The sequence below is a fragment of the Pseudomonas sp. B3(2017) genome (genome assembly GCF_002113595.1).
Taxonomy (GTDB): domain Bacteria; phylum Pseudomonadota; class Gammaproteobacteria; order Pseudomonadales; family Pseudomonadaceae; genus Aquipseudomonas; species Aquipseudomonas ekonensis.
Window position 1 is genome coordinate 37,397 of the sequence record NZ_NEIU01000021.1, and the last position, 17,528, is coordinate 54,924.

Here is a 17,528-nt window from a genome sequence, read left to right on the forward strand (position 1 = left end):
ATGTGCTGCCCGCAAAGCAAAGAGCAAAAAAGAGTTGGGTGACGATGTCCGGGGCGCCGCCGGCGCTCAACTGTCGAACGCATTCTGCAGCCAGTTCAGTTGATCGGGACGGTTGTCGATGGCCACCACGTCGAAGCGGCAGGGAGAATTGGCCCAGCGCGGTTCGCGCTGAAGAAAATACTGCGCGGCGAAAATCAGTTTTTGCCGTTTGCGCTCATCGACGCTGTCGAGTGCGCCGCCCCATTGGGTGTTCTTCCGGTAGCGGACTTCGACGAATACTACTGTATCGCCATCGAGCATGACCAGATCAAGCTCGCCGCGTTTGCACATCCAGTTCTGCGCCAGCAGGCGCAGACCCTGGTGCTGCAGATGATCGAGCGCTTGGCGCTCGGCATCCTTGCCGCTTTGCTGGCGTGACCTGTCGGGCATCAGCGCGGGGTGTCCGGCAGGCGCTGGACCTGGCCGCTGACGAACTCGGCCCATGGCAGCTGACGCACGACGCGCTGGCTCTGGGTCATGCCCAGGCTGCCCGACTGGCCTTCGATGCGGCTGTCCGGCATGGCCTTGAGCTGGCCCAGGCGCGGCGCCAGGCGGTAGGCGTCGACGCCCATCGCATACAGGCGGCCGAGGCTGCCGGCGGCCTGCGGCCACTGCGCGGTCACCTGCTTGCGCAGCGGATCGTTGGCGTCCAGCAGCCATGGGGTTTCGCAGAAGCGAATGCCGTTCATGTCGTTGTACTGGTTCACGTCGCCGCTGGCGCTGAACACGTGGGAGGTGGCGTAGACCGGCACGTCGCCGGCGTACTGGAAGTTCAGGGTCGGCTTGATCTGCTGGGCCTGCTGCGGGGTGGCGGCCAGGAAGATGAACTCGATGTCCTGACGGCGCGACGGCTGCGCGGCGACGTTGGTGCCGGCGGCGTTCTGCAGGCTCTTGGCGCGGGCCTCGCTCTGGCGCAGCTGGAACATGTCGGCGATCTGCTGGGCCAGTTGCACCGGCTGATCGACGCGTTCGGTGGCGACGATGCTGCCGCCGTTGGCTTGCCAGTCCTGGCTGAACGCGCGCAGGACGCGGTCGCCCCATTCGCCGCGCGGCACCATGATCGCTGCGCGGTGCAGGCCGTCGGCGCGGGCGCGGCGGGACACTTCGCGGGCTTCGTCTTCAGCGGCCAGGCCGAACTGGAACAGTTGTGCCGGGCCTTGGTCGCCTTCGCTGTAGTTCAGGGCCAGGGTGGTGATCGGCAGTTGCGGACGGGTGCTCAGTTGTTTGACCAGCGGCTTCTCCAGCGGGCCGACGACCAGTTGTACGCCGTCGGCCTGGGCCTTGCGGTAGAACTCATCGAGATTGGTCAGGCGCGAGCTGTCGTAGAACTCGATGGCCGGCGGCTTCTGGCCGGCCTGCTGGGCCTGGTAGTGGGCGGCCATGAAGCCGTCGCGCAGCGCTTTGCCGACCGAGGCCAGCGGGCCGTCCTGGGGCAGCAGCAGGGCGATCTTGCTCAGGGGCTGGCTGGCCAGTTCCTTGAGCTTGGTCAGCGGCAGCGGCAGGGTGATGGCAGCCGGGTGCTTGGGATGCTGCGAGCGCCAGGCGTCGATGGCGGCCTGTTGCTGTTCCAGGGTGCCGGCGGTCTTGACGGCCAGGGCCAGGCTCATCCAGCCGCCGAGGTCGTCGGTGGCGTTGGCCTGCAGTTGGTCGGTCGGCAGCGAGGCGACCAGTGTCCAGATCGCTTCGTGGTTCTTGGCGGCGGCTTCGCCTTCGAGCATCGGCGCGATGAAGATGCGCTCGCGTGCGGCGGCCAGGGTCTGGCCGTCGGCCTCCAGGGCGCGGGCGTGAACGGTGCCGGTGCGCACTTGCTGCGCCTCGGAAAGTTCACCCAGGCGTTGCAGGCTCGGATGGCTCAGGGCGGTCAGCGCGGCCTTCGGCTGGTTGCGGGTCATGGCCAGCTCCGCCGACAGGGTGGCGGCGAAGACCTGCTGGCCGGGCTTGAGCTGCTCCATCGGCACTTGCTGCAGGATCTGCGCGGACTGCCCGGCATTGCCTTGGCGATAGGCCAGGTCCGCAGCGCTCAGGCGCAGCAGGGCGGCCTTGTCCGGGGATTTGCTCTGGGCGGCCTGTTCGAGCAGTTGCTCGATGCTGGCGTCCGGAGTCCGTGGAAGTTCGCCAAGGCTGGAGGAAGGGGAACTGGCGCAGGCCGCCAGCAAGGCAACGAGGCAGAGGGCAGTGAGCAGCCGCAGACAAGCGATCATGTAAGTGTTCCTGAATACTCGATCAAATTAGCGTGGAATTGTACCCAAGCGCTGGCCGGGGCGCGATGTCGCCGGTACGAAACCGTTAATTTATCCGCAGCAAATGTTGCGGCGTCACGCCGGCCGGCGACGGGCCCTGTCGATCCAAAGCACGTCGCCCGTCGCCTGACGCGCTACAATGCCGGCTTTTACCGATCTTGAGGTGCGCGCTTTGACTGCTCCAGGTGCTTTGAATTCCGCTGCCGGCTCGCTTTATGTGGTGGCGACGCCCATCGGCAACCTGGACGACATCAGTGCCCGTGCGCTGAAGATCCTGCGCGAGGTGGCGCTGATCGCCGCCGAGGACACCCGGCACTCCCAGCGTCTGATGCAGCACTTCGGCATCAACACGCCGCTGGCGGCCTGCCACGAGCACAACGAGCGCGACGAAGGCAGCCGCTTCATCACCCGCCTGCTGGCGGGCGACAACGTGGCGCTGATCTCGGATGCCGGGACGCCGCTGATCTCCGACCCGGGCTATCACCTGGTGCGCCAGGCCCGGGCCGCCGGGATCAATGTGGTGCCGGTGCCGGGCGCCTGTGCGCTGATCGCCGCGCTGTCGGCGGCGGGCCTGCCGTCCGACCGCTTCATCTTCGAAGGTTTCCTGCCGGCCAAGGCGGTGGGGCGCAACGCGCGCCTGGAGGCCATCAAGGAAGAACCCCGCACGCTGATCTTCTATGAGGCGCCGCACCGCATCCTCGAATGCCTGCAGGACATGGAAGCGGTGTTCGGCGCCGAGCGTCCGGCGCTGCTGGCCCGTGAACTGACCAAGACCTTCGAGACGCTCAAGGGCTTGCCGCTGGCCGAGCTGCGCGCGTTCGTCGAGGCGGACAGCAACCAGCAGCGCGGCGAGTGCGTGGTGGTGGTCGCCGGCTGGACGGCGCCGGAGTCGGACGAGGCGGTCAGTGCCGAAGCCCTGCGCATCCTCGATCTGCTGCTTGAGGAAATGCCGCTCAAGCGTGCGGCGGCCCTGGCGGCGCAAATCACCGGCGAGCGCAAGAACGTGCTGTACCAGGTGGCGCTGGATCGGCAAAAAGGCGCGTAACCCGTCGCCCAGACGGCTCTGATGGCCATTAGCGCTTGTTCTTCGGGCGCTCTGCCGTTAACCTGCGCGGCGGAGAGTCGATCGGACAGTCGCTGCCCCCTATGAGAATTAGGGGGGGGAGGAAAGTCCGGGCTCCATAGGGCGAAGTGCCAGGTAACGCCTGGGAGGCGCGAGCCTACGGAAAGTGCCACAGAAAACAACCGCCTAAGCGCTTCGGCGCCGGTAAGGGTGAAAAGGTGCGGTAAGAGCGCACCGCACGACTGGCAACAGTTCGTGGCTAGGTAAACCCCACTTGGAGCAAGACCAAATAGGGTCCCAAGGCGTGGCCCGCGCTGGGACCGGGTAGGTTGCTAAAGGTGTCCAGTGATGGCCATCGTAGACGAATGACTGTTCAAGACAGAACCCGGCTTACAGATCGACTCTCCACCTTTTTTCTTTCCCTGCTTGAATTAAAGGCGACGGGGCTGTTTATTAGCAGCAGGCCTGCGCCGGAGATCCGGCAGCGGCCGATGCCGTAGTAGCCATTTCCCACCTTGCTTCATTCAACAGCAGAAGCGCTTTTGTAATACCGAAAAGATCTTACTCTTAACAAATCACTTTAACTTTCGAGCGCAGCTTTCAGTGCTGCTTCAGGTTATTGGTCGCAGGTGTCCGCCGGATTCTCGTTGTGCCTCCTTTTATGCTCCTAAATCTCCGTTCTGTAAGGGTTTTCCTTTAATCCGCGCCTTGACGGTGTGGTGGGCGCATTCCTATAGTGTGCGCAAGTGGCGGAAAGTGGCATGAAGTGGGTTTTCTGAGCTCAAAACGCTAAAAATTGGAGAAACGCAGCCGTGTTTCGCGGAGCCAACGCTATCAGTCTCGATGCAAAGGGCCGTCTCGCCATGCCGAGCCGGTACCGTGACGAGCTCGTTTCGCGTAGTTCCGGGCAGTTGATCGTCACGATCGACGCCGTTGATCCGTGTCTGTGTGTCTACCCGCTCGATGAGTGGGAAATTATTGAAACCAAGTTGCGCGCGCTTCCTTCGCTCCGCGAAGAGAACCGTCGCCTGCAACGTTTGCTGATCGGCAACGCCGTCGACCTCGAACTCGACGGCAGCGGCCGTTTCCTGGTTCCGCCGCGTCTGCGCGAATACGCGAAGCTCGACAAGCGCGCCATGCTGGTGGGCCAACTGAACAAGTTCCAACTGTGGGACGAAGATGCCTGGAACGCGGTTTCCGCCGCCGACCTCGCTGCCATACAACAACCGGGCGCCATGCCCGACGAACTGCGTGATCTGATCCTGTGACTATTGATAGCGGCTTCAACCACATCACCGTACTGCTTGACGAAGCCGTCGAGGCTCTCGCCGTACGTCCTGATGGCTGCTATCTGGATGGCACGTTCGGGCGCGGCGGGCACAGCCGGCTGATCCTCAGCAAGCTGGGCCCTGACGGGCGGCTCCTCGGATTCGACAAGGATCCTCAGGCGATTGCCACCGGGCAAACGCTAGCGGCCGAAGACGGCCGCTTTGTCGTTGTGCAGCGCAGCTTTGCCGAGCTCGGCGCGGAAGTGGCCGAGCGCGGTCTGTCCGGCAAGGTCAGCGGCATCCTGCTCGACCTGGGCGTGTCTTCGCCGCAGCTAGACGACCCGGAGCGCGGGTTCAGTTTCCTCAACGACGGTCCGCTGGACATGCGCATGGATCCGTCCCGCGGCATCAGTGCGGCGGAGTTCGTCAACACCGCACCGGTCGAAGAGATCGCCCGGGTGTTCAAGGAATACGGCGAGGAGCGTTTCTCCGGTCGCATGGCCCGTGCCGTGGTCGAGCGCCGCGATGTCACGCCGTTCGAACGCACCGGCGATCTGGCCGAAGTCCTCAAGGTCGCCAACCCGGCCTGGGAAAAGGGCAAGAACCCGGCGACCCGCGCGTTCCAGGGCCTGCGCATCCACGTCAACAACGAACTGGGCGACCTGGAGGCAGGCCTTGAAGCCGCGCTCGAGTGCCTGGAGGTCGGCGGCCGTCTGGTGGTCATCAGTTTCCATTCGCTGGAAGACCGCATCGTCAAGCTGTTCATGCGCAAGCTGGTGAAGGGCGAGGCCGACAACCTGCCGCGCAACCTGCCGGTCCGGCACGTGGCGTTCGAACCCAAGATCAAGGTCCATGGCAAGGCGCAGACGGCCTCCGACGCCGAGCTCAAGGCCAACCCGCGCTCGCGCAGCGCGGTCATGCGTGTGGCGGAGAAGCTGCGGTGAGCAAGCTATTCGCCAAGCCCCTGCCGGGCGGCAGCTTCTTCATGCTGCTGCTGTTCATCGGCGTGCTCGTGTCGGCCATCGGCGTGTCCTACAGCGCCCACTGGAACCGGCAGCTGCTCAACACCCTGTACAACGAGCTGAGCGTGCGCGACAAGGCGCAGGCCGAGTGGGGCCGGCTGATCCTGGAGCAGAGCACCTGGACTGCCCACAGCCGCATCGAAGTGCTGGCCACCGAACAACTGAAGATGCACATCCCCGGCGCGGCTGACGTGAAGATGGTGGCGCCATGATGAAGCTCGAAGGCGCACTCTTCCCATGGCGGTTCCGCCTGGTGGTGGGGCTGCTCGGCATCATGGTCGCGGCGATCTGCTGGCGCATCATCGACCTGCAGGTGGTGGACCGTGACTTCCTCAAAGGTCAGGGCGATGCGCGCAGCGTGCGTCACATTCCGATTCCGGCGCACCGTGGCCTGATCACCGACCGCAACGGCGAACCGCTCGCCGTGAGCACGCCGGTGACCACCCTGTGGGCCAACGCCAAGGAAATGCAACTGGCCAAAGAGAAGTGGCCGGCATTGGCGGCTGCGCTGGGGCAGGATCCCAAAGCCCTGGCCGAACGCCTCGAGGCGCAGGCGAACAAAGAATTCATCTACCTGGTGCGCGGGCTGACCCCCGAGCAGGGCCAGGCCGTGCTCGACCTGAAAGTGCCGGGCGTCTACGGCATCGAAGAGTTCCGCCGGTTCTACCCGGCCGGCGAAGTCACCGCGCACATGGTCGGCTTCACCGACATCGACGACCACGGCCGCGAAGGCGTCGAGCTCGCCTACGACGAATGGCTCGCCGGGGTGCCGGGCAAACGACAGGTCATCAAGGATCGGCGCGGTCGGCTGATCAAGGATGTCCAGGTCACCAAGAACGCCAAGGCCGGCAAGCCCTTGGCGTTGTCGATTGACCTGCGCCTGCAGTACCTGGCCAACCGCGAACTGCGCAACGCGATCATCGAGAACGGTGCCAAGGCCGGCAGCCTGGTGATCATGGACGTGAAGACCGGCGAGATCCTGGCCATGGTCAACCAGCCGACCTACAACCCGAACAACCGCCGCTACCTGCAGCCGGCGATGATGCGCAACCGGGCGATGATTGACGTGTTCGAGCCGGGTTCGACCATGAAGGCCATCTCCATGAGCGCCGCCATCGAGAGCGGGCGCTGGAAACCGAGCGACACCGTCGAGGTGTATCCGGGCAGCCTGCAGATCGGCAAGTACACCATCAAGGACGTGTCCAAGACCGAAGGCCCGGTGCTGGACATGACCGGCATCCTGATCAACTCCAGTAACGTCGGCATGAGCAAGGTCGCGTTCGACATCGGCGGCGAGACCATTTTCCGCCTCGCGCAGAAGCTGGGCCTCGGCCAGGACACCGGCCTGGGCTTCCCCGGCGAGCGTGTAGGCAACCTGCCGAACTACCGGGACTGGCGCAAGGCCGAAACGGCGACGCTGTCCTACGGCTACGGCGTGTCCGTCACCGCGATCCAGCTGGTGCACGCGTTCTCGGCGCTGGCCAACAACGGCCGCCTCGCGCCGCTGACCCTGATCAAGACCGACAAGGCCCCGCAGACTACCCAGGTGCTGCCGGAGGCCGTGGCGAAAACCATGCAAGGCATGCTGCAGCAGGTGATCGAGGCCCCGCGCGGCGTGTTCCGTGCTCAGGTGCCGGCGTACCACGTGGGCGGCAAGTCCGGTACGGCGCGCAAGACGTCGGTGGGCACCAAGGGCTACGCCGAAAACTCCTACCGTTCGTTGTTCGCCGGCTTCGGCCCGATGAGCGATCCGCGTTACGCCATCGTCGTGGTGATCGATGAACCGACCAAGGCCGGCTACTTCGGCGGTCTGGTGTCGGCGCCGGTGTTCAGCCGCGTGATGTCCGGCACCCTGCGCCTGATGAACGTCACCCCGGACAACCTGCCGACCACACAACAGGCCAACGCCACCCCGGCCGTTCCGCTGAAAGCCAATGGAGGGCGCGGCTGATGTCTCTGAGTCTGAACAAGATATTCCCCCACGCCGGCCACGATCTGCTGATCCGTGAACTGGCGCTGGACAGCCGCAACGTGCGCGCCGGCGACCTGTTCCTCGCGGTGCCGGGCGGCAAGTTCGACGGCCGTGCCCACATCGCCGACGCGCTGGAGCGCGGCGCGGCCGCCGTGGCCTATGAAGTGCAGGGCGCCACCGTGCTGCCGATCACCGATGTGCCGCTGATTCCGGTCAAGGGCCTGGCGGCGCAGCTGTCGGACATCGCCGGGCGCTTCTACGGCGAGCCCAGCCATCACCTGAACCTGATCGGCGTGACCGGCACCAACGGCAAGACCAGCGTGACCCAACTGGTGGCCCAGGCCCTGGACCTGCTCGGCCAGCACTGCGGCATCGTCGGCACCCTCGGTTCCGGTTTCTACGGCGCGCTGCAGAGCGGCCTGCACACCACGCCGAACCCGATCGCCATGCAGGCGACCCTGGGCGACCTGAAAAAGGCCGGCGCCAAGGCCGTGGCCATGGAAGTGTCGTCCCACGGCCTGGATCAGGGCCGGGTCACGGCGCTGGCCTTCGATGTGGCGGTGATGACCAACCTGTCCCGCGACCATCTCGACTATCACGGCACCATGGAAGCCTACGCGGCGGCCAAGGCCAGGCTGTTCGCCTGGAACGACCTGAAATGCCGGGTGGTCAACCTCGACGACGACTTCGGCCGGCAACTGGCCGCCGAACAGCGCGAGTCGCGGCTGATCACCTACAGCCTGCTCGACAGCGGCGCCTACCTCTATTGCCGCGAAGCGCAGTTCGACGACCACGGCGTGCGCGCCACGCTGGTCACGCCCCAGGGCGAACATCACCTGCGCAGCACGCTGCTGGGCCGCTTCAACCTGAGCAACGTGCTGGCGGCGGTCGGCGCGTTGCTCGGCCTCGACTACCCGCTGGACGAAATCCTCAAGGTGCTGCCGAAGCTTGAAGGCCCGGCCGGACGCATGCAGCGCCTGGGCGGCGGCAACCAGCCCCTGGTGGTGGTCGACTACGCCCACACGCCGGATGCGCTGGAAAAGGTTCTGACCGCGTTGCGCCCGCACGTCAAAGGCCAACTGCTGTGCCTGTTCGGCTGCGGCGGCGACCGTGACCGCGGCAAGCGTCCGCTGATGGCCGAAGTGGTGGAGCGTCTGGCCGACCGCGTGCTGGTCACCGACGACAACCCGCGCACGGAAGACCCGGCGCAGATCTTCGACGACATCCGCGCCGGTTTCGCGGCTGTGGATAACGTCACCTTCGTGGCCGGCCGCGGCCAGGCCATCGCTCAATTGATCGCCGGCGCTTCGGCCGACGACGTGATCGTCCTGGCCGGCAAGGGCCATGAGGACTATCAGGAAATCAACGGCCAGCGGCATGCCTTTTCCGATCTGGTGGAAGCCGATCATGCCCTGACCGCGTGGGAGGTGGCCCATGCTTAAGGCTCTGAAACTCAGCGAACTGACCAACGCCCTCGACGCACGGCTGATCGCCGGCGACGCGAGCTTCGACGGCGTCAGCATCGACAGCCGCGCGATCAAGCCCGGCCAACTGTTCATCGCCCTGACCGGCCCGCGTTTCGACGGTCACGACTACCTCAACGACGTCGCCGCCAAAGGCGCGGTCGCGGCGCTGGTCGAGCGCGAGATCGCCGACAGCACGCTGCCGCAACTGCTGGTCAAGGACACCCGTCAGGCCCTGGGCCAGTTGGGTGCGCTCAACCGTGCCGCGTTCACCCATCCGGTGGCGGCCGTGACCGGCTCCAGCGGCAAGACCACGGTCAAGGAGATGCTTGCGGGCATCCTGCGCACCCGTGGCTCGGTGCACGCGACCCGCGGCAACCTGAACAACGACCTCGGCGTCCCGCTGACCCTGCTCGAACTCGCCCCGGAACACAGCGCGGCGGTGATCGAGCTGGGGGCTTCGCGCCTGGGTGAGATCGCCTACACCGTCGGCTTGACCAAACCCCATGTGGCGATCCTCAACAACGCAGGCACCGCCCACGTCGGCGAGTTCGGCGGGCCGGAGAAGATCGTCGAGGCCAAGGGCGAAATCATCGAAGGGCTGGCCGCCGACGGCACCGCAGTGCTGAACCTCGACGACAAGGCTTTCGGCATCTGGAAGGCCCGGGCGGGCGGGCGCAAGGTGCTGACCTTCGCCCTGAACAACCCGCAGGCGGATTTCCGTGCCAGCGACCTGGCCACCGACGCGCGCGGCTGCCCGGCGTTCACCCTGCACGGGCCGGCAGGCTCCGAGCGGGTGCAGCTGAACCTGCTCGGCACCCACAACGTCGCCAACGCCCTGGCCGCCGCCGCTGCCGCCCATGCCCTGGGCGTGTCGCCGTTCGGCATCGCCACCGGGCTCGGCGCGGTGCAGCCGGTCAAGGGCCGCACCGTCGCGCAACTGGCCAAGAACGGCCAACGCGTGATCGACGACACCTACAACGCAAACCCCACCTCCATGTGCGCGGCCGTTGATATACTCGCCGGCTTTTCCGGCCGCACCGTTCTGGTGCTCGGGGACATCGGCGAGTTGGGCGACTGGGCGGAGCAGGGGCACCGCGACGTGGGCGAGTACGCCCGGGGCAAGGTTTCCGCGCTTTACGCCGTCGGCCCGCTGATGGCCCATGCCGTGAACGCTTTCGGTGCGCAGGCGCATCACTTCGGCACCCAGGCCGAACTGATCCAGGCCCTGGCCGCCGAACAGGACAAAAACACCACCATTTTGATCAAGGGCTCGCGCAGCGCGGCGATGGAAAACATCGTGGCGGCCCTGTGCGGTTCCAGTCTGGAGAAACATTAATGCTGCTGCTGCTAGCGGAGTATCTGCAACAGTTCTACAAAGGCTTCGCGGTCTTCCAGTACCTGACCCTGCGCGGGATCCTCGGTGTGCTGACCGCGCTGGTCCTGTCGCTGTGCTACGGCCCATGGATGATCCGCACCCTGCAGAACCGCCAGATCGGCCAGGCCGTGCGCAACGACGGCCCGCAATCGCACCTGTCCAAGTCGGGTACGCCGACCATGGGCGGCGCCCTGATCCTGTCGTCCATCGGCGTCAGCACTCTGCTGTGGGCCGACCTCACCAACCGTTACGTCTGGGTCGTGCTGCTGGTGACCCTGCTGTTCGGCGCCATCGGCTGGGTCGACGACTACCGCAAGGTGATCGAGAAGAACTCCCGTGGCCTGCCGAGCCGCTGGAAGTATTTCTGGCAGTCGGTGTTCGGCCTCGGCGCCGCGATCTTCCTTTACATGACCGCCGCGACGCCGGTGGAAACCACCCTGATCCTGCCGATGCTCAAGGACTACAGCATTCCGCTGGGCGCCGGCTTCATCGTGCTGACCTACTTCGTGATCGTCGGGTCGAGCAACGCGGTCAACCTGACCGACGGCCTCGACGGCCTGGCGATCATGCCGACCGTGATGGTCGGCGGCGGCCTGGGCATCTTCTGCTACCTGTCGGGCAACGTGAAGTTCGCCGAATACCTACTGATCCCTTACGTGCCGGGCGCGGGCGAACTGATCGTGTTCTGCGGCGCGCTGATCGGCGCCGGCCTGGGCTTCCTGTGGTTCAACACCTATCCGGCCCAAGTCTTCATGGGCGACGTCGGCGCGCTGGCGCTGGGCGCCGCGCTGGGCACCATCGCCGTGATCGTGCGCCAGGAAATCGTCCTGTTCATCATGGGCGGCGTGTTCGTGATGGAGACCCTCTCGGTGGTCATCCAGGTCGCCTCTTTCAAACTGACCGGCCGCCGCGTGTTCCGCATGGCGCCGATCCACCACCACTTTGAACTCAAGGGCTGGCCCGAGCCGCGCGTGATCGTCCGTTTCTGGATCATCACCGTGATTCTCGTGCTGATCGGCCTTGCCACCCTGAAGCTGAGGTAGAACGAGTGTCCCTGATCGCTTCCGACCACTTCCGCATCATTGTCGGCCTCGGCAAGAGCGGCATGTCCCTGGTTCGCTTCCTGGCGAACCGGGGCGTGGCGTTTGCGGTGGCCGACACGCGGGAAAACCCGCCGGAACTGGCCACGCTCAAGCGTGACTATCCGCACGTGGAAGTGCGTTGTGGCGAGCTGGACGTCGAGTTCCTGTGCCGTGCCGACGAACTCTACGTGAGCCCCGGCCTGGCGCTGGCGACCCCGGCCCTGCAGGCCGCAGCGGCCCGTGGCGTGAAACTGTCCGGCGACATCGAGCTGTTCGCGCGCAACGCGAAGGCGCCGATCGTGGCCATCAGCGGCTCCAACGCGAAAAGCACCGTCACCACCCTGGTCGGCGAGATGGCGGCTGCCGCCGGCAAACGCGTGGCGGTGGGCGGCAACCTCGGCACACCGGCGCTGGACCTTCTGAGCGACGACGTCGAGCTGTACGTGATGGAGCTGTCGAGCTTCCAGCTGGAGACCACCGACCAGCTCAACGCCGAAGTGGCGACCGTGCTCAACATCAGCGAAGACCACATGGACCGCTACAGCGGCCTGCCGGCCTACCACCTGGCCAAGCACCGGATCTTCCGGGGCGCCAAGCAGTTCGTGGTCAACCGCCAGGACGCCCTGAGCCGTCCGTTGATGGGCGAGGGCCAGCCGTGCTGGACCTTCGGCCTGACCAAACCGGACTTCAAGGCGTTCGGCATTCGCGAAGAGGACGGCGAGAAGTGGCTGGCCTTCGAATTCCAGAACCTGATGCCGGTGCGCGAACTGAAGATCCGCGGCGCCCACAACCAGTCCAACGCCCTGGCGGCGCTGGCGCTCGGCCATGCGGTCGGCCTGCCGTTCGACGCGATGCTCGCGGCGCTGCGCAACTTCGCCGGCCTCGAGCACCGCTGCCAGTGGGTGCGTGACGTGGACGGCGTCGGCTATTACAACGACTCCAAGGCCACCAACGTCGGCGCCGCGCTGGCCGCCATCGAAGGCCTGGGCGCGGACATCGACGGCAAGATCGTGCTGATCGCCGGCGGCGACGGCAAGGGCGCCGAATTCCATGACCTGCGCGATCCGGTGGCGGCCCACTGCCGCGCCGTGGTCCTGATGGGCCGCGACAGCGACAAGATCGGCGAGGCCCTCGGCGACGCCGTGCCGCTGATCCGTGCCGGCTCCCTGGCCGAAGCCGTTGCGCAATGCCGCGCCGCCGCCCGCCCGGGCGATGTGGTGCTGCTGTCGCCGGCCTGCGCCAGTTTCGACATGTTCAAGAACTACGAAGACCGGGGCCACCAGTTCGTCCGCACCGTGGAGGATCTGGCATGAGCCTGAAAGGGATCATCAAGCCGTACCCGTCGCCGATCATCACCGGACGCGGCATCGACCTCGACTTCCCGATGCTCGCCGGCTGCCTGGCGCTGCTGGGGCTCGGGCTGATCATGATCGCCTCGGCGTCGACCGAAGTGGCGGCGGCCCAGTCGGGCAGCGCCCTCTATTACATGATCCGCCACCTGATCTACATCGTGCTGGGGCTGGGCGCCTGCGTCGTGACCATGATGATCCCGATCGCCACCTGGCAGCGCATGGGCTGGATGATGCTGATCGGCGCCTTCGGCCTGCTGGTGATGGTGATCGTTCCCGGCATCGGCCGGGAGGTGAACGGCTCGATGCGCTGGATCGGCTTCAGCTTCTTCAACGTGCAGCCCTCCGAGATCGCCAAGGTGTTCGTGGTGATCTACCTGGCCGGCTACCTGGTGCGCCGGCAGAAGGAAGTGCGCGAAAGCTGGATGGGCTTCTTCAAGCCGTTCATCGTGCTGCTGCCGATGGCGGGCCTGCTGCTGATGGAGCCGGACTTCGGCGCCACCGTGGTGATGATGGGCGCGGCCGCGGCGATGCTGTTCCTGGGCGGCGTCGGCCTGTTCCGGTTCTCCCTGATGGTGGTGCTGGCGGTCGCGGCGGTGGTGCTGCTGATCCAGATGCAGCCGTACCGGATGGCGCGTCTGACCAACTTCGCCGACCCGTGGGCCGACCAGTTCGGCGCCGGTTACCAGCTGTCCCAGGCGCTGATCGCGTTCGGCCGCGGCGAGTGGCTGGGCGTCGGCCTGGGCAACAGCGTGCAGAAGCAGTTCTACCTGCCGGAAGCCCACACCGACTTCGTGTTCTCGGTGCTGGCCGAGGAGCTGGGCGCCGTGGGTTCGCTGTGCACTGTGGCGCTGTTCGTGTTCGTGTGCATCCGTGGCATGTACATCGGCCTGTGGGCCGAGAAGGCCAAACAGTTTTTTGCCGCCTATGTCGCTTACGGGCTGTCGTTCCTGTGGATCGGCCAGTTCCTGATCAACATCGGCGTGAACGTCGGCCTGCTGCCGACCAAGGGCCTGACCTTGCCGTTCCTCAGTTACGGCGGCAGCTCCCTGGTGATCTGCTGCGCCTGCCTCGGCCTGCTGCTGCGGATCGAGTGGGAGAGCCGCACGCACCTGGGCAGCGAAGAGATGGAATTCCATGAGAGCGACTTCGCCGAGGAGCCGAACCATGGGCGCTAACGTATTGATCATGGCCGGCGGCACCGGCGGCCACGTGTTCCCGGCGCTGGCCTGTGCCCGCGAGTTCCAGGCGCGCGGCTACACCGTGCACTGGCTCGGCACCCCGCGCGGGATCGAGAACGACCTGGTGCCGGCCGCAGGCCTGGAACTGCACCGCATCAACGCCACCGGCCTGCGGGGCAAGGGCAAGCTGTCGCTGCTCAAGGCGCCGTTCATGCTGCTCAAGTCGGTGCTGCAGGCCCGTGCCGTGATGCGCCGCCTCAAGCCGGTGTGCGTGGTCGGTTTCGGCGGTTATGTGACCGGCCCCGGCGGTGTCGCCGCGAAGCTGGCCGGCGTGCCGGTGATCGTTCACGAGCAGAACGCCGTGGCCGGCACCGCCAATCGGATGCTGGTGCCGTTCGCCGCCCGGGTGTGTGAAGCGTTTCCCGACACCTTTACCCTGTCGGACAGCCGCCGCACCACCGGTAACCCGGTGCGCAGCGAGCTGTTCCTCGAAACGCCGCGGCAGGCCCTGGCCGGTCGCAAGGCACGTTTGCTGATCCTGGGCGGAAGCCTGGGCGCAGAACCGTTGAACAAGCTGTTGCCTGAAGCCCTGGCGCAAGTCGCTGCCGACCTGCGTCCGGAGGTGTTCCACCAGGCCGGCAAGCACCACGATGAAGTGACTGCAGAGCGCTACCGCGCCGCCGGCGTCGACGCGCAGGTGCAGCCGTTCATCAAAGACATGGCCCAGGCCTATGGCTGGGCTGACCTGGTGGTGTGCCGCGCAGGCGCCCTGACCATCAGTGAACTGGCCGCCGCCGGTCTGCCTTCGATGCTGGTGCCCTTGCCCCACGCCATCGACGATCACCAGACCCGCAACGCCGATTATTTGGCCCGCGAAGGCGCTGCCTTCCTGATGCCGCAAAGAACGACCGGCGCAGCGGACCTTGCCGCGCGCCTGACAGAGGTCTTGATGCAACCGCAACGACTCGAACAAATGGCCCAAGCGGCCCGCCGTCTGGCCAAACCCGATGCCACCCGTAGCGTGGTCGACACCTGCCTGGAGGTGGCCCATGGTTGAGAATCAGAAAGCCATGCCGCAACCGGAAATGCGCCGCATCCGCCGCATCCACTTCGTCGGCATCGGCGGCGTGGGCATGTGCGGCATCGCCGAGGTGCTGCTGAACCTGGGCTACGCCGTGTCCGGTTCGGACCTGAAGGCTTCCCCGGTCACCGAGCGCCTGGAGTCCTTCGGCGCGCAGATCTTCATCGGCCACCGTGCCGAGAACGCCGCCGCAGCCGACGTGCTGGTGGTGTCGAGCGCGGTCAACACCTCCAACCCGGAAGTGGCGACCGCCCTTGAGCGTCGCATTCCCGTGGTGCCCCGTGCCGAGATGCTGGCCGAGCTGATGCGCTACCGCCACGGCATCGCCGTCGCCGGCACCCACGGCAAGACCACCACCACCAGCCTGATCGCTTCGGTGTTCGCGGCCGGCGGCCTGGATCCGACCTTCGTCATCGGCGGGCGCCTGAACGCCGCCGGCACCAACGCGCAGCTGGGCACCAGCCGCTACCTGGTCGCCGAGGCGGACGAGAGCGACGCGAGCTTCCTGCACCTGCAGCCGCTGGTGGCCGTGGTCACCAACATCGACGCCGACCACATGGCGACCTACGACGGCGACTTCAACAAGCTGAAGAAGACCTTCGTCGAGTTCCTGCACAACCTGCCGTTCTACGGGCTGGCGGTGATGTGCCTGGACGACCCGGTGGTGCGCGAGATCCTGCCGCAGGTCAAGCGTCCGACCGTGACCTACGGCTTCAGCGAAGACGCCGACGTGCGCGCGATCAACGTGCGCCAGCAAGGCATGCAGACCTTCTTCACCGTGCTGCGCCCCGACCGCGAGCCGCTGGAGGTGTCGGTGAACATGCCCGGCAACCACAACGTGCTCAATTCCCTGGCGACCATCTGCATCGCCACCGACGAAGGCGTCAGCGACGAAGCCATCGTCCAGGGCCTGTCGGGCTTCCAGGGCGTGGGCCGGCGCTTCCAGGTCTACGGCGAGCTGCCGGTGGACGGCGGCAACGTGATGCTGGTCGACGACTACGGCCACCACCCGACCGAGGTCGCGGCCGTGATCAAGGCCGTGCGCGGCGGCTGGCCTGAGCGCCGCCTGGTGATGGTCTACCAGCCGCACCGCTACAGCCGCACCCGCGACCTGTACGACGATTTCGTCAACGTGCTGGCCGACGCCAACGTGCTGCTGCTGATGGAGGTCTACCCGGCCGGCGAAGAGCCGATCCCCGGCGCCGACAGCCGCAAGCTGTGCAACAGCATCCGTCAGCGCGGCCAGCTCGACCCGATCTACATCGAGCGTGGCGCCGATCTGGCGCCGGTGGTCAAGCCGCTGCTGCGCGCCGGCGACATTCTGCTGTGCCAAGGCGCCGGTGACATCGGCGGCCTGGCGCCGAAACTGTTGAGAAGCGAGTTGTTCGCCGGGGCCGTCGCGGCGCCGGTCGAGGGGAAGTTGAAATGAGTGCTGCCTACGCGAACCTGTTCTCCACCATCGCGCCGAAAGACTTCGGCCGCGTCGCCGTGCTGTTCGGCGGCAAGAGCGCCGAGCGTGAAGTCTCGCTGAAGTCCGGCAACGCCGTGCTCGCCGCGCTGCAGAGCGCCGGCGTGGACGCGTTCGGCATCGACGTGGGCGACGACCTGCTGCAGCGCCTGTTGAGCGAGAAGATCGACCGCGCGTTCATCATCCTCCACGGTCGTGGCGGCGAGGACGGCAGCATGCAGGGCCTGCTCGAAGTCGCCGGCATTCCGTACACCGGCAGCGGCATCCTGGCCTCGGCGCTGGCCATGGACAAGCTGCGCACCAAGCAGGTCTGGCACAGCCTCGGGATCCCGACGCCGCGCCACGCCGTGCTGCGCAGCGAAGCGGACTGTATTTCGGCGGCGGCGGAACTGGGCTTCCCTTTGATCGTCAAACCGGCCCATGAAGGTTCAAGTATCGGGATGGCCAAAGTGACTTCCGCGTCCGAGTTGATCGACGCCTGGAAAGCGGCCAGTACCTACGATTCGCAAGTGTTGGTCGAGCAATGGATCCAGGGTCCGGAGTTCACCATCGCCACCCTGCGCGACCAGGTGTTGCCGCCGATCGCCCTGGGCACGCCCCACACGTTCTACGACTACGACGCCAAGTACATCGCCAACGATACCCAGTACCGCATTCCGTGCGGGCTCGATGCCGCCAAGGAACAGGAACTCATGGACCTGACGGCCAAGGCCTGCGACGCGCTGGGCATCGCCGGCTGGGGACGTGCGGACGTGATGCAGGACGCCGACGGGCAGTTCTGGTTCCTGGAAGTGAACACCGCTCCGGGCATGACCGACCACAGCCTGGTGCCGATGGCGGCCCGGGCCGCCGGTCTGGATTTCCAGCAACTGGTTCTGGCCATCCTGGCCGCCAGTGTCGAAGCAGACGCGCGAGGTTAAGG

The 17,528-nt window shown here is 66.1% G+C and carries 15 protein-coding genes and 1 other RNA gene; 14 read left to right on the top strand and 2 right to left on the bottom strand.

Annotation, left to right across the window (positions count from 1 at the left end; all coding sequences use genetic code 11):
- Positions 1 to 66: 66 nt before the first annotated feature.
- Positions 67 to 429 carry a YraN family protein gene (locus CAG33_RS24165; RefSeq protein ID WP_085584830.1) on the bottom strand — a complete coding sequence of 121 codons (363 nt, stop codon included), beginning with the start codon at positions 427 to 429 and terminating at the stop codon, positions 67 to 69.
- Positions 429 to 2,240, bottom strand: a complete 1,812-nt coding sequence (locus tag CAG33_RS24170; protein ID WP_085640805.1) for a penicillin-binding protein activator — start codon at positions 2,238 to 2,240, stop codon at positions 429 to 431. The genes CAG33_RS24165 and CAG33_RS24170 overlap by 1 nt, the downstream gene beginning before the upstream one ends.
- Before the next feature lie 178 nt (positions 2,241 to 2,418).
- Between CAG33_RS24170 and rsmI the strand changes: the two genes are divergently transcribed.
- From rsmI to CAG33_RS24240, 14 genes are all read left to right on the top strand, one after another.
- Positions 2,419 to 3,324 (top strand): 16S rRNA (cytidine(1402)-2'-O)-methyltransferase, encoded by a 906-nt coding sequence (rsmI, locus tag CAG33_RS24175; RefSeq protein ID WP_085640807.1) that lies wholly within the window; start codon positions 2,419 to 2,421, stop codon positions 3,322 to 3,324.
- 73 nt (positions 3,325 to 3,397) lie between these two features.
- Positions 3,398 to 3,751: RNase P RNA component class A (gene rnpB, locus CAG33_RS24180), an RNA gene on the top strand.
- Positions 3,752 to 4,154: 403 nt separating this feature from the next.
- Complete coding sequence (gene mraZ / locus CAG33_RS24185) at positions 4,155 to 4,610, top strand: division/cell wall cluster transcriptional repressor MraZ (protein WP_003205355.1); 456 nt, start codon at positions 4,155 to 4,157, stop codon at positions 4,608 to 4,610.
- Entirely contained in the window at positions 4,607 to 5,554 is a 948-nt protein-coding gene (gene rsmH, locus CAG33_RS24190; RefSeq protein WP_085584837.1) for a 16S rRNA (cytosine(1402)-N(4))-methyltransferase RsmH, read from the top strand. The genes mraZ and rsmH overlap by 4 nt, the downstream gene beginning before the upstream one ends.
- Positions 5,551 to 5,844: a cell division protein FtsL gene (gene ftsL, locus CAG33_RS24195; RefSeq protein WP_007956777.1), complete on the top strand. Its 294-nt coding sequence runs from the start codon at positions 5,551 to 5,553 to the stop codon at positions 5,842 to 5,844. The genes rsmH and ftsL overlap by 4 nt, the downstream gene beginning before the upstream one ends.
- Positions 5,844 to 7,583 carry a penicillin-binding protein 2 gene (locus tag CAG33_RS24200; protein WP_170929944.1) on the top strand — a complete coding sequence of 580 codons (1,740 nt, stop codon included), beginning with the start codon at positions 5,844 to 5,846 and terminating at the stop codon, positions 7,581 to 7,583. The genes ftsL and CAG33_RS24200 overlap by 1 nt, the downstream gene beginning before the upstream one ends.
- Positions 7,583 to 9,046 carry a UDP-N-acetylmuramoyl-L-alanyl-D-glutamate--2,6-diaminopimelate ligase gene (locus tag CAG33_RS24205; protein WP_085584841.1) on the top strand — a complete coding sequence of 488 codons (1,464 nt, stop codon included), beginning with the start codon at positions 7,583 to 7,585 and terminating at the stop codon, positions 9,044 to 9,046. The genes CAG33_RS24200 and CAG33_RS24205 overlap by 1 nt, the downstream gene beginning before the upstream one ends.
- Positions 9,039 to 10,406 carry a UDP-N-acetylmuramoyl-tripeptide--D-alanyl-D-alanine ligase gene (gene murF / locus CAG33_RS24210; RefSeq protein ID WP_085584843.1) on the top strand — a complete coding sequence of 456 codons (1,368 nt, stop codon included), beginning with the start codon at positions 9,039 to 9,041 and terminating at the stop codon, positions 10,404 to 10,406. The genes CAG33_RS24205 and murF overlap by 8 nt, the downstream gene beginning before the upstream one ends.
- Positions 10,406 to 11,488 (top strand): phospho-N-acetylmuramoyl-pentapeptide-transferase, encoded by a 1,083-nt coding sequence (gene mraY, locus CAG33_RS24215; RefSeq protein WP_085584845.1) that lies wholly within the window; start codon positions 10,406 to 10,408, stop codon positions 11,486 to 11,488. Before murF ends, mraY begins: the two co-directional genes overlap by 1 nt.
- Positions 11,489 to 11,493: 5 nt before the next feature.
- Entirely contained in the window at positions 11,494 to 12,840 is a 1,347-nt protein-coding gene (gene murD / locus CAG33_RS24220) for a UDP-N-acetylmuramoyl-L-alanine--D-glutamate ligase (RefSeq protein ID WP_085584847.1), read from the top strand.
- Positions 12,837 to 14,054 (top strand): putative lipid II flippase FtsW, encoded by a 1,218-nt coding sequence (gene ftsW / locus CAG33_RS24225; protein WP_085584849.1) that lies wholly within the window; start codon positions 12,837 to 12,839, stop codon positions 14,052 to 14,054. Before murD ends, ftsW begins: the two co-directional genes overlap by 4 nt.
- Positions 14,044 to 15,114 (top strand): undecaprenyldiphospho-muramoylpentapeptide beta-N-acetylglucosaminyltransferase, encoded by a 1,071-nt coding sequence (murG, locus tag CAG33_RS24230; RefSeq protein ID WP_085584851.1) that lies wholly within the window; start codon positions 14,044 to 14,046, stop codon positions 15,112 to 15,114. The genes ftsW and murG overlap by 11 nt, the downstream gene beginning before the upstream one ends.
- Entirely contained in the window at positions 15,107 to 16,567 is a 1,461-nt protein-coding gene (murC, locus tag CAG33_RS24235; RefSeq protein ID WP_085640809.1) for a UDP-N-acetylmuramate--L-alanine ligase, read from the top strand. The genes murG and murC overlap by 8 nt, the downstream gene beginning before the upstream one ends.
- The gene (locus CAG33_RS24240; protein WP_085584855.1) at positions 16,564 to 17,526 is read left to right on the top strand and encodes a D-alanine--D-alanine ligase; all 963 of its coding nucleotides are present in this window, start codon (positions 16,564 to 16,566) and stop codon (positions 17,524 to 17,526) included. Before murC ends, CAG33_RS24240 begins: the two co-directional genes overlap by 4 nt.
- The last annotated feature ends 2 nt before the right edge of the window (positions 17,527 to 17,528 follow it).

Coding starts and splice junctions, on each gene's coding strand:
- murG (WP_085584851.1), top strand. CDS start 14,044: ATGGGCGCTAACGTATTGATCATGGCCGGCGGCACCGGCGGCCACGTG.
- murC (WP_085640809.1), top strand. CDS start 15,107: ATGGTTGAGAATCAGAAAGCCATGCCGCAACCGGAAATGCGCCGCATC.
- mraY (WP_085584845.1), top strand. CDS start 10,406: ATGCTGCTGCTGCTAGCGGAGTATCTGCAACAGTTCTACAAAGGCTTC.
- CAG33_RS24165 (WP_085584830.1), bottom strand. CDS start 429: ATGCCCGACAGGTCACGCCAGCAAAGCGGCAAGGATGCCGAGCGCCAA.
- murF (WP_085584843.1), top strand. CDS start 9,039: ATGCTTAAGGCTCTGAAACTCAGCGAACTGACCAACGCCCTCGACGCA.
- CAG33_RS24205 (WP_085584841.1), top strand. CDS start 7,583: ATGTCTCTGAGTCTGAACAAGATATTCCCCCACGCCGGCCACGATCTG.
- rsmI (WP_085640807.1), top strand. CDS start 2,419: ATGCCGGCTTTTACCGATCTTGAGGTGCGCGCTTTGACTGCTCCAGGT.
- CAG33_RS24240 (WP_085584855.1), top strand. CDS start 16,564: ATGAGTGCTGCCTACGCGAACCTGTTCTCCACCATCGCGCCGAAAGAC.
- ftsW (WP_085584849.1), top strand. CDS start 12,837: ATGAGCCTGAAAGGGATCATCAAGCCGTACCCGTCGCCGATCATCACC.
- CAG33_RS24170 (WP_085640805.1), bottom strand. CDS start 2,240: ATGATCGCTTGTCTGCGGCTGCTCACTGCCCTCTGCCTCGTTGCCTTG.
- CAG33_RS24200 (WP_170929944.1), top strand. CDS start 5,844: ATGAAGCTCGAAGGCGCACTCTTCCCATGGCGGTTCCGCCTGGTGGTG.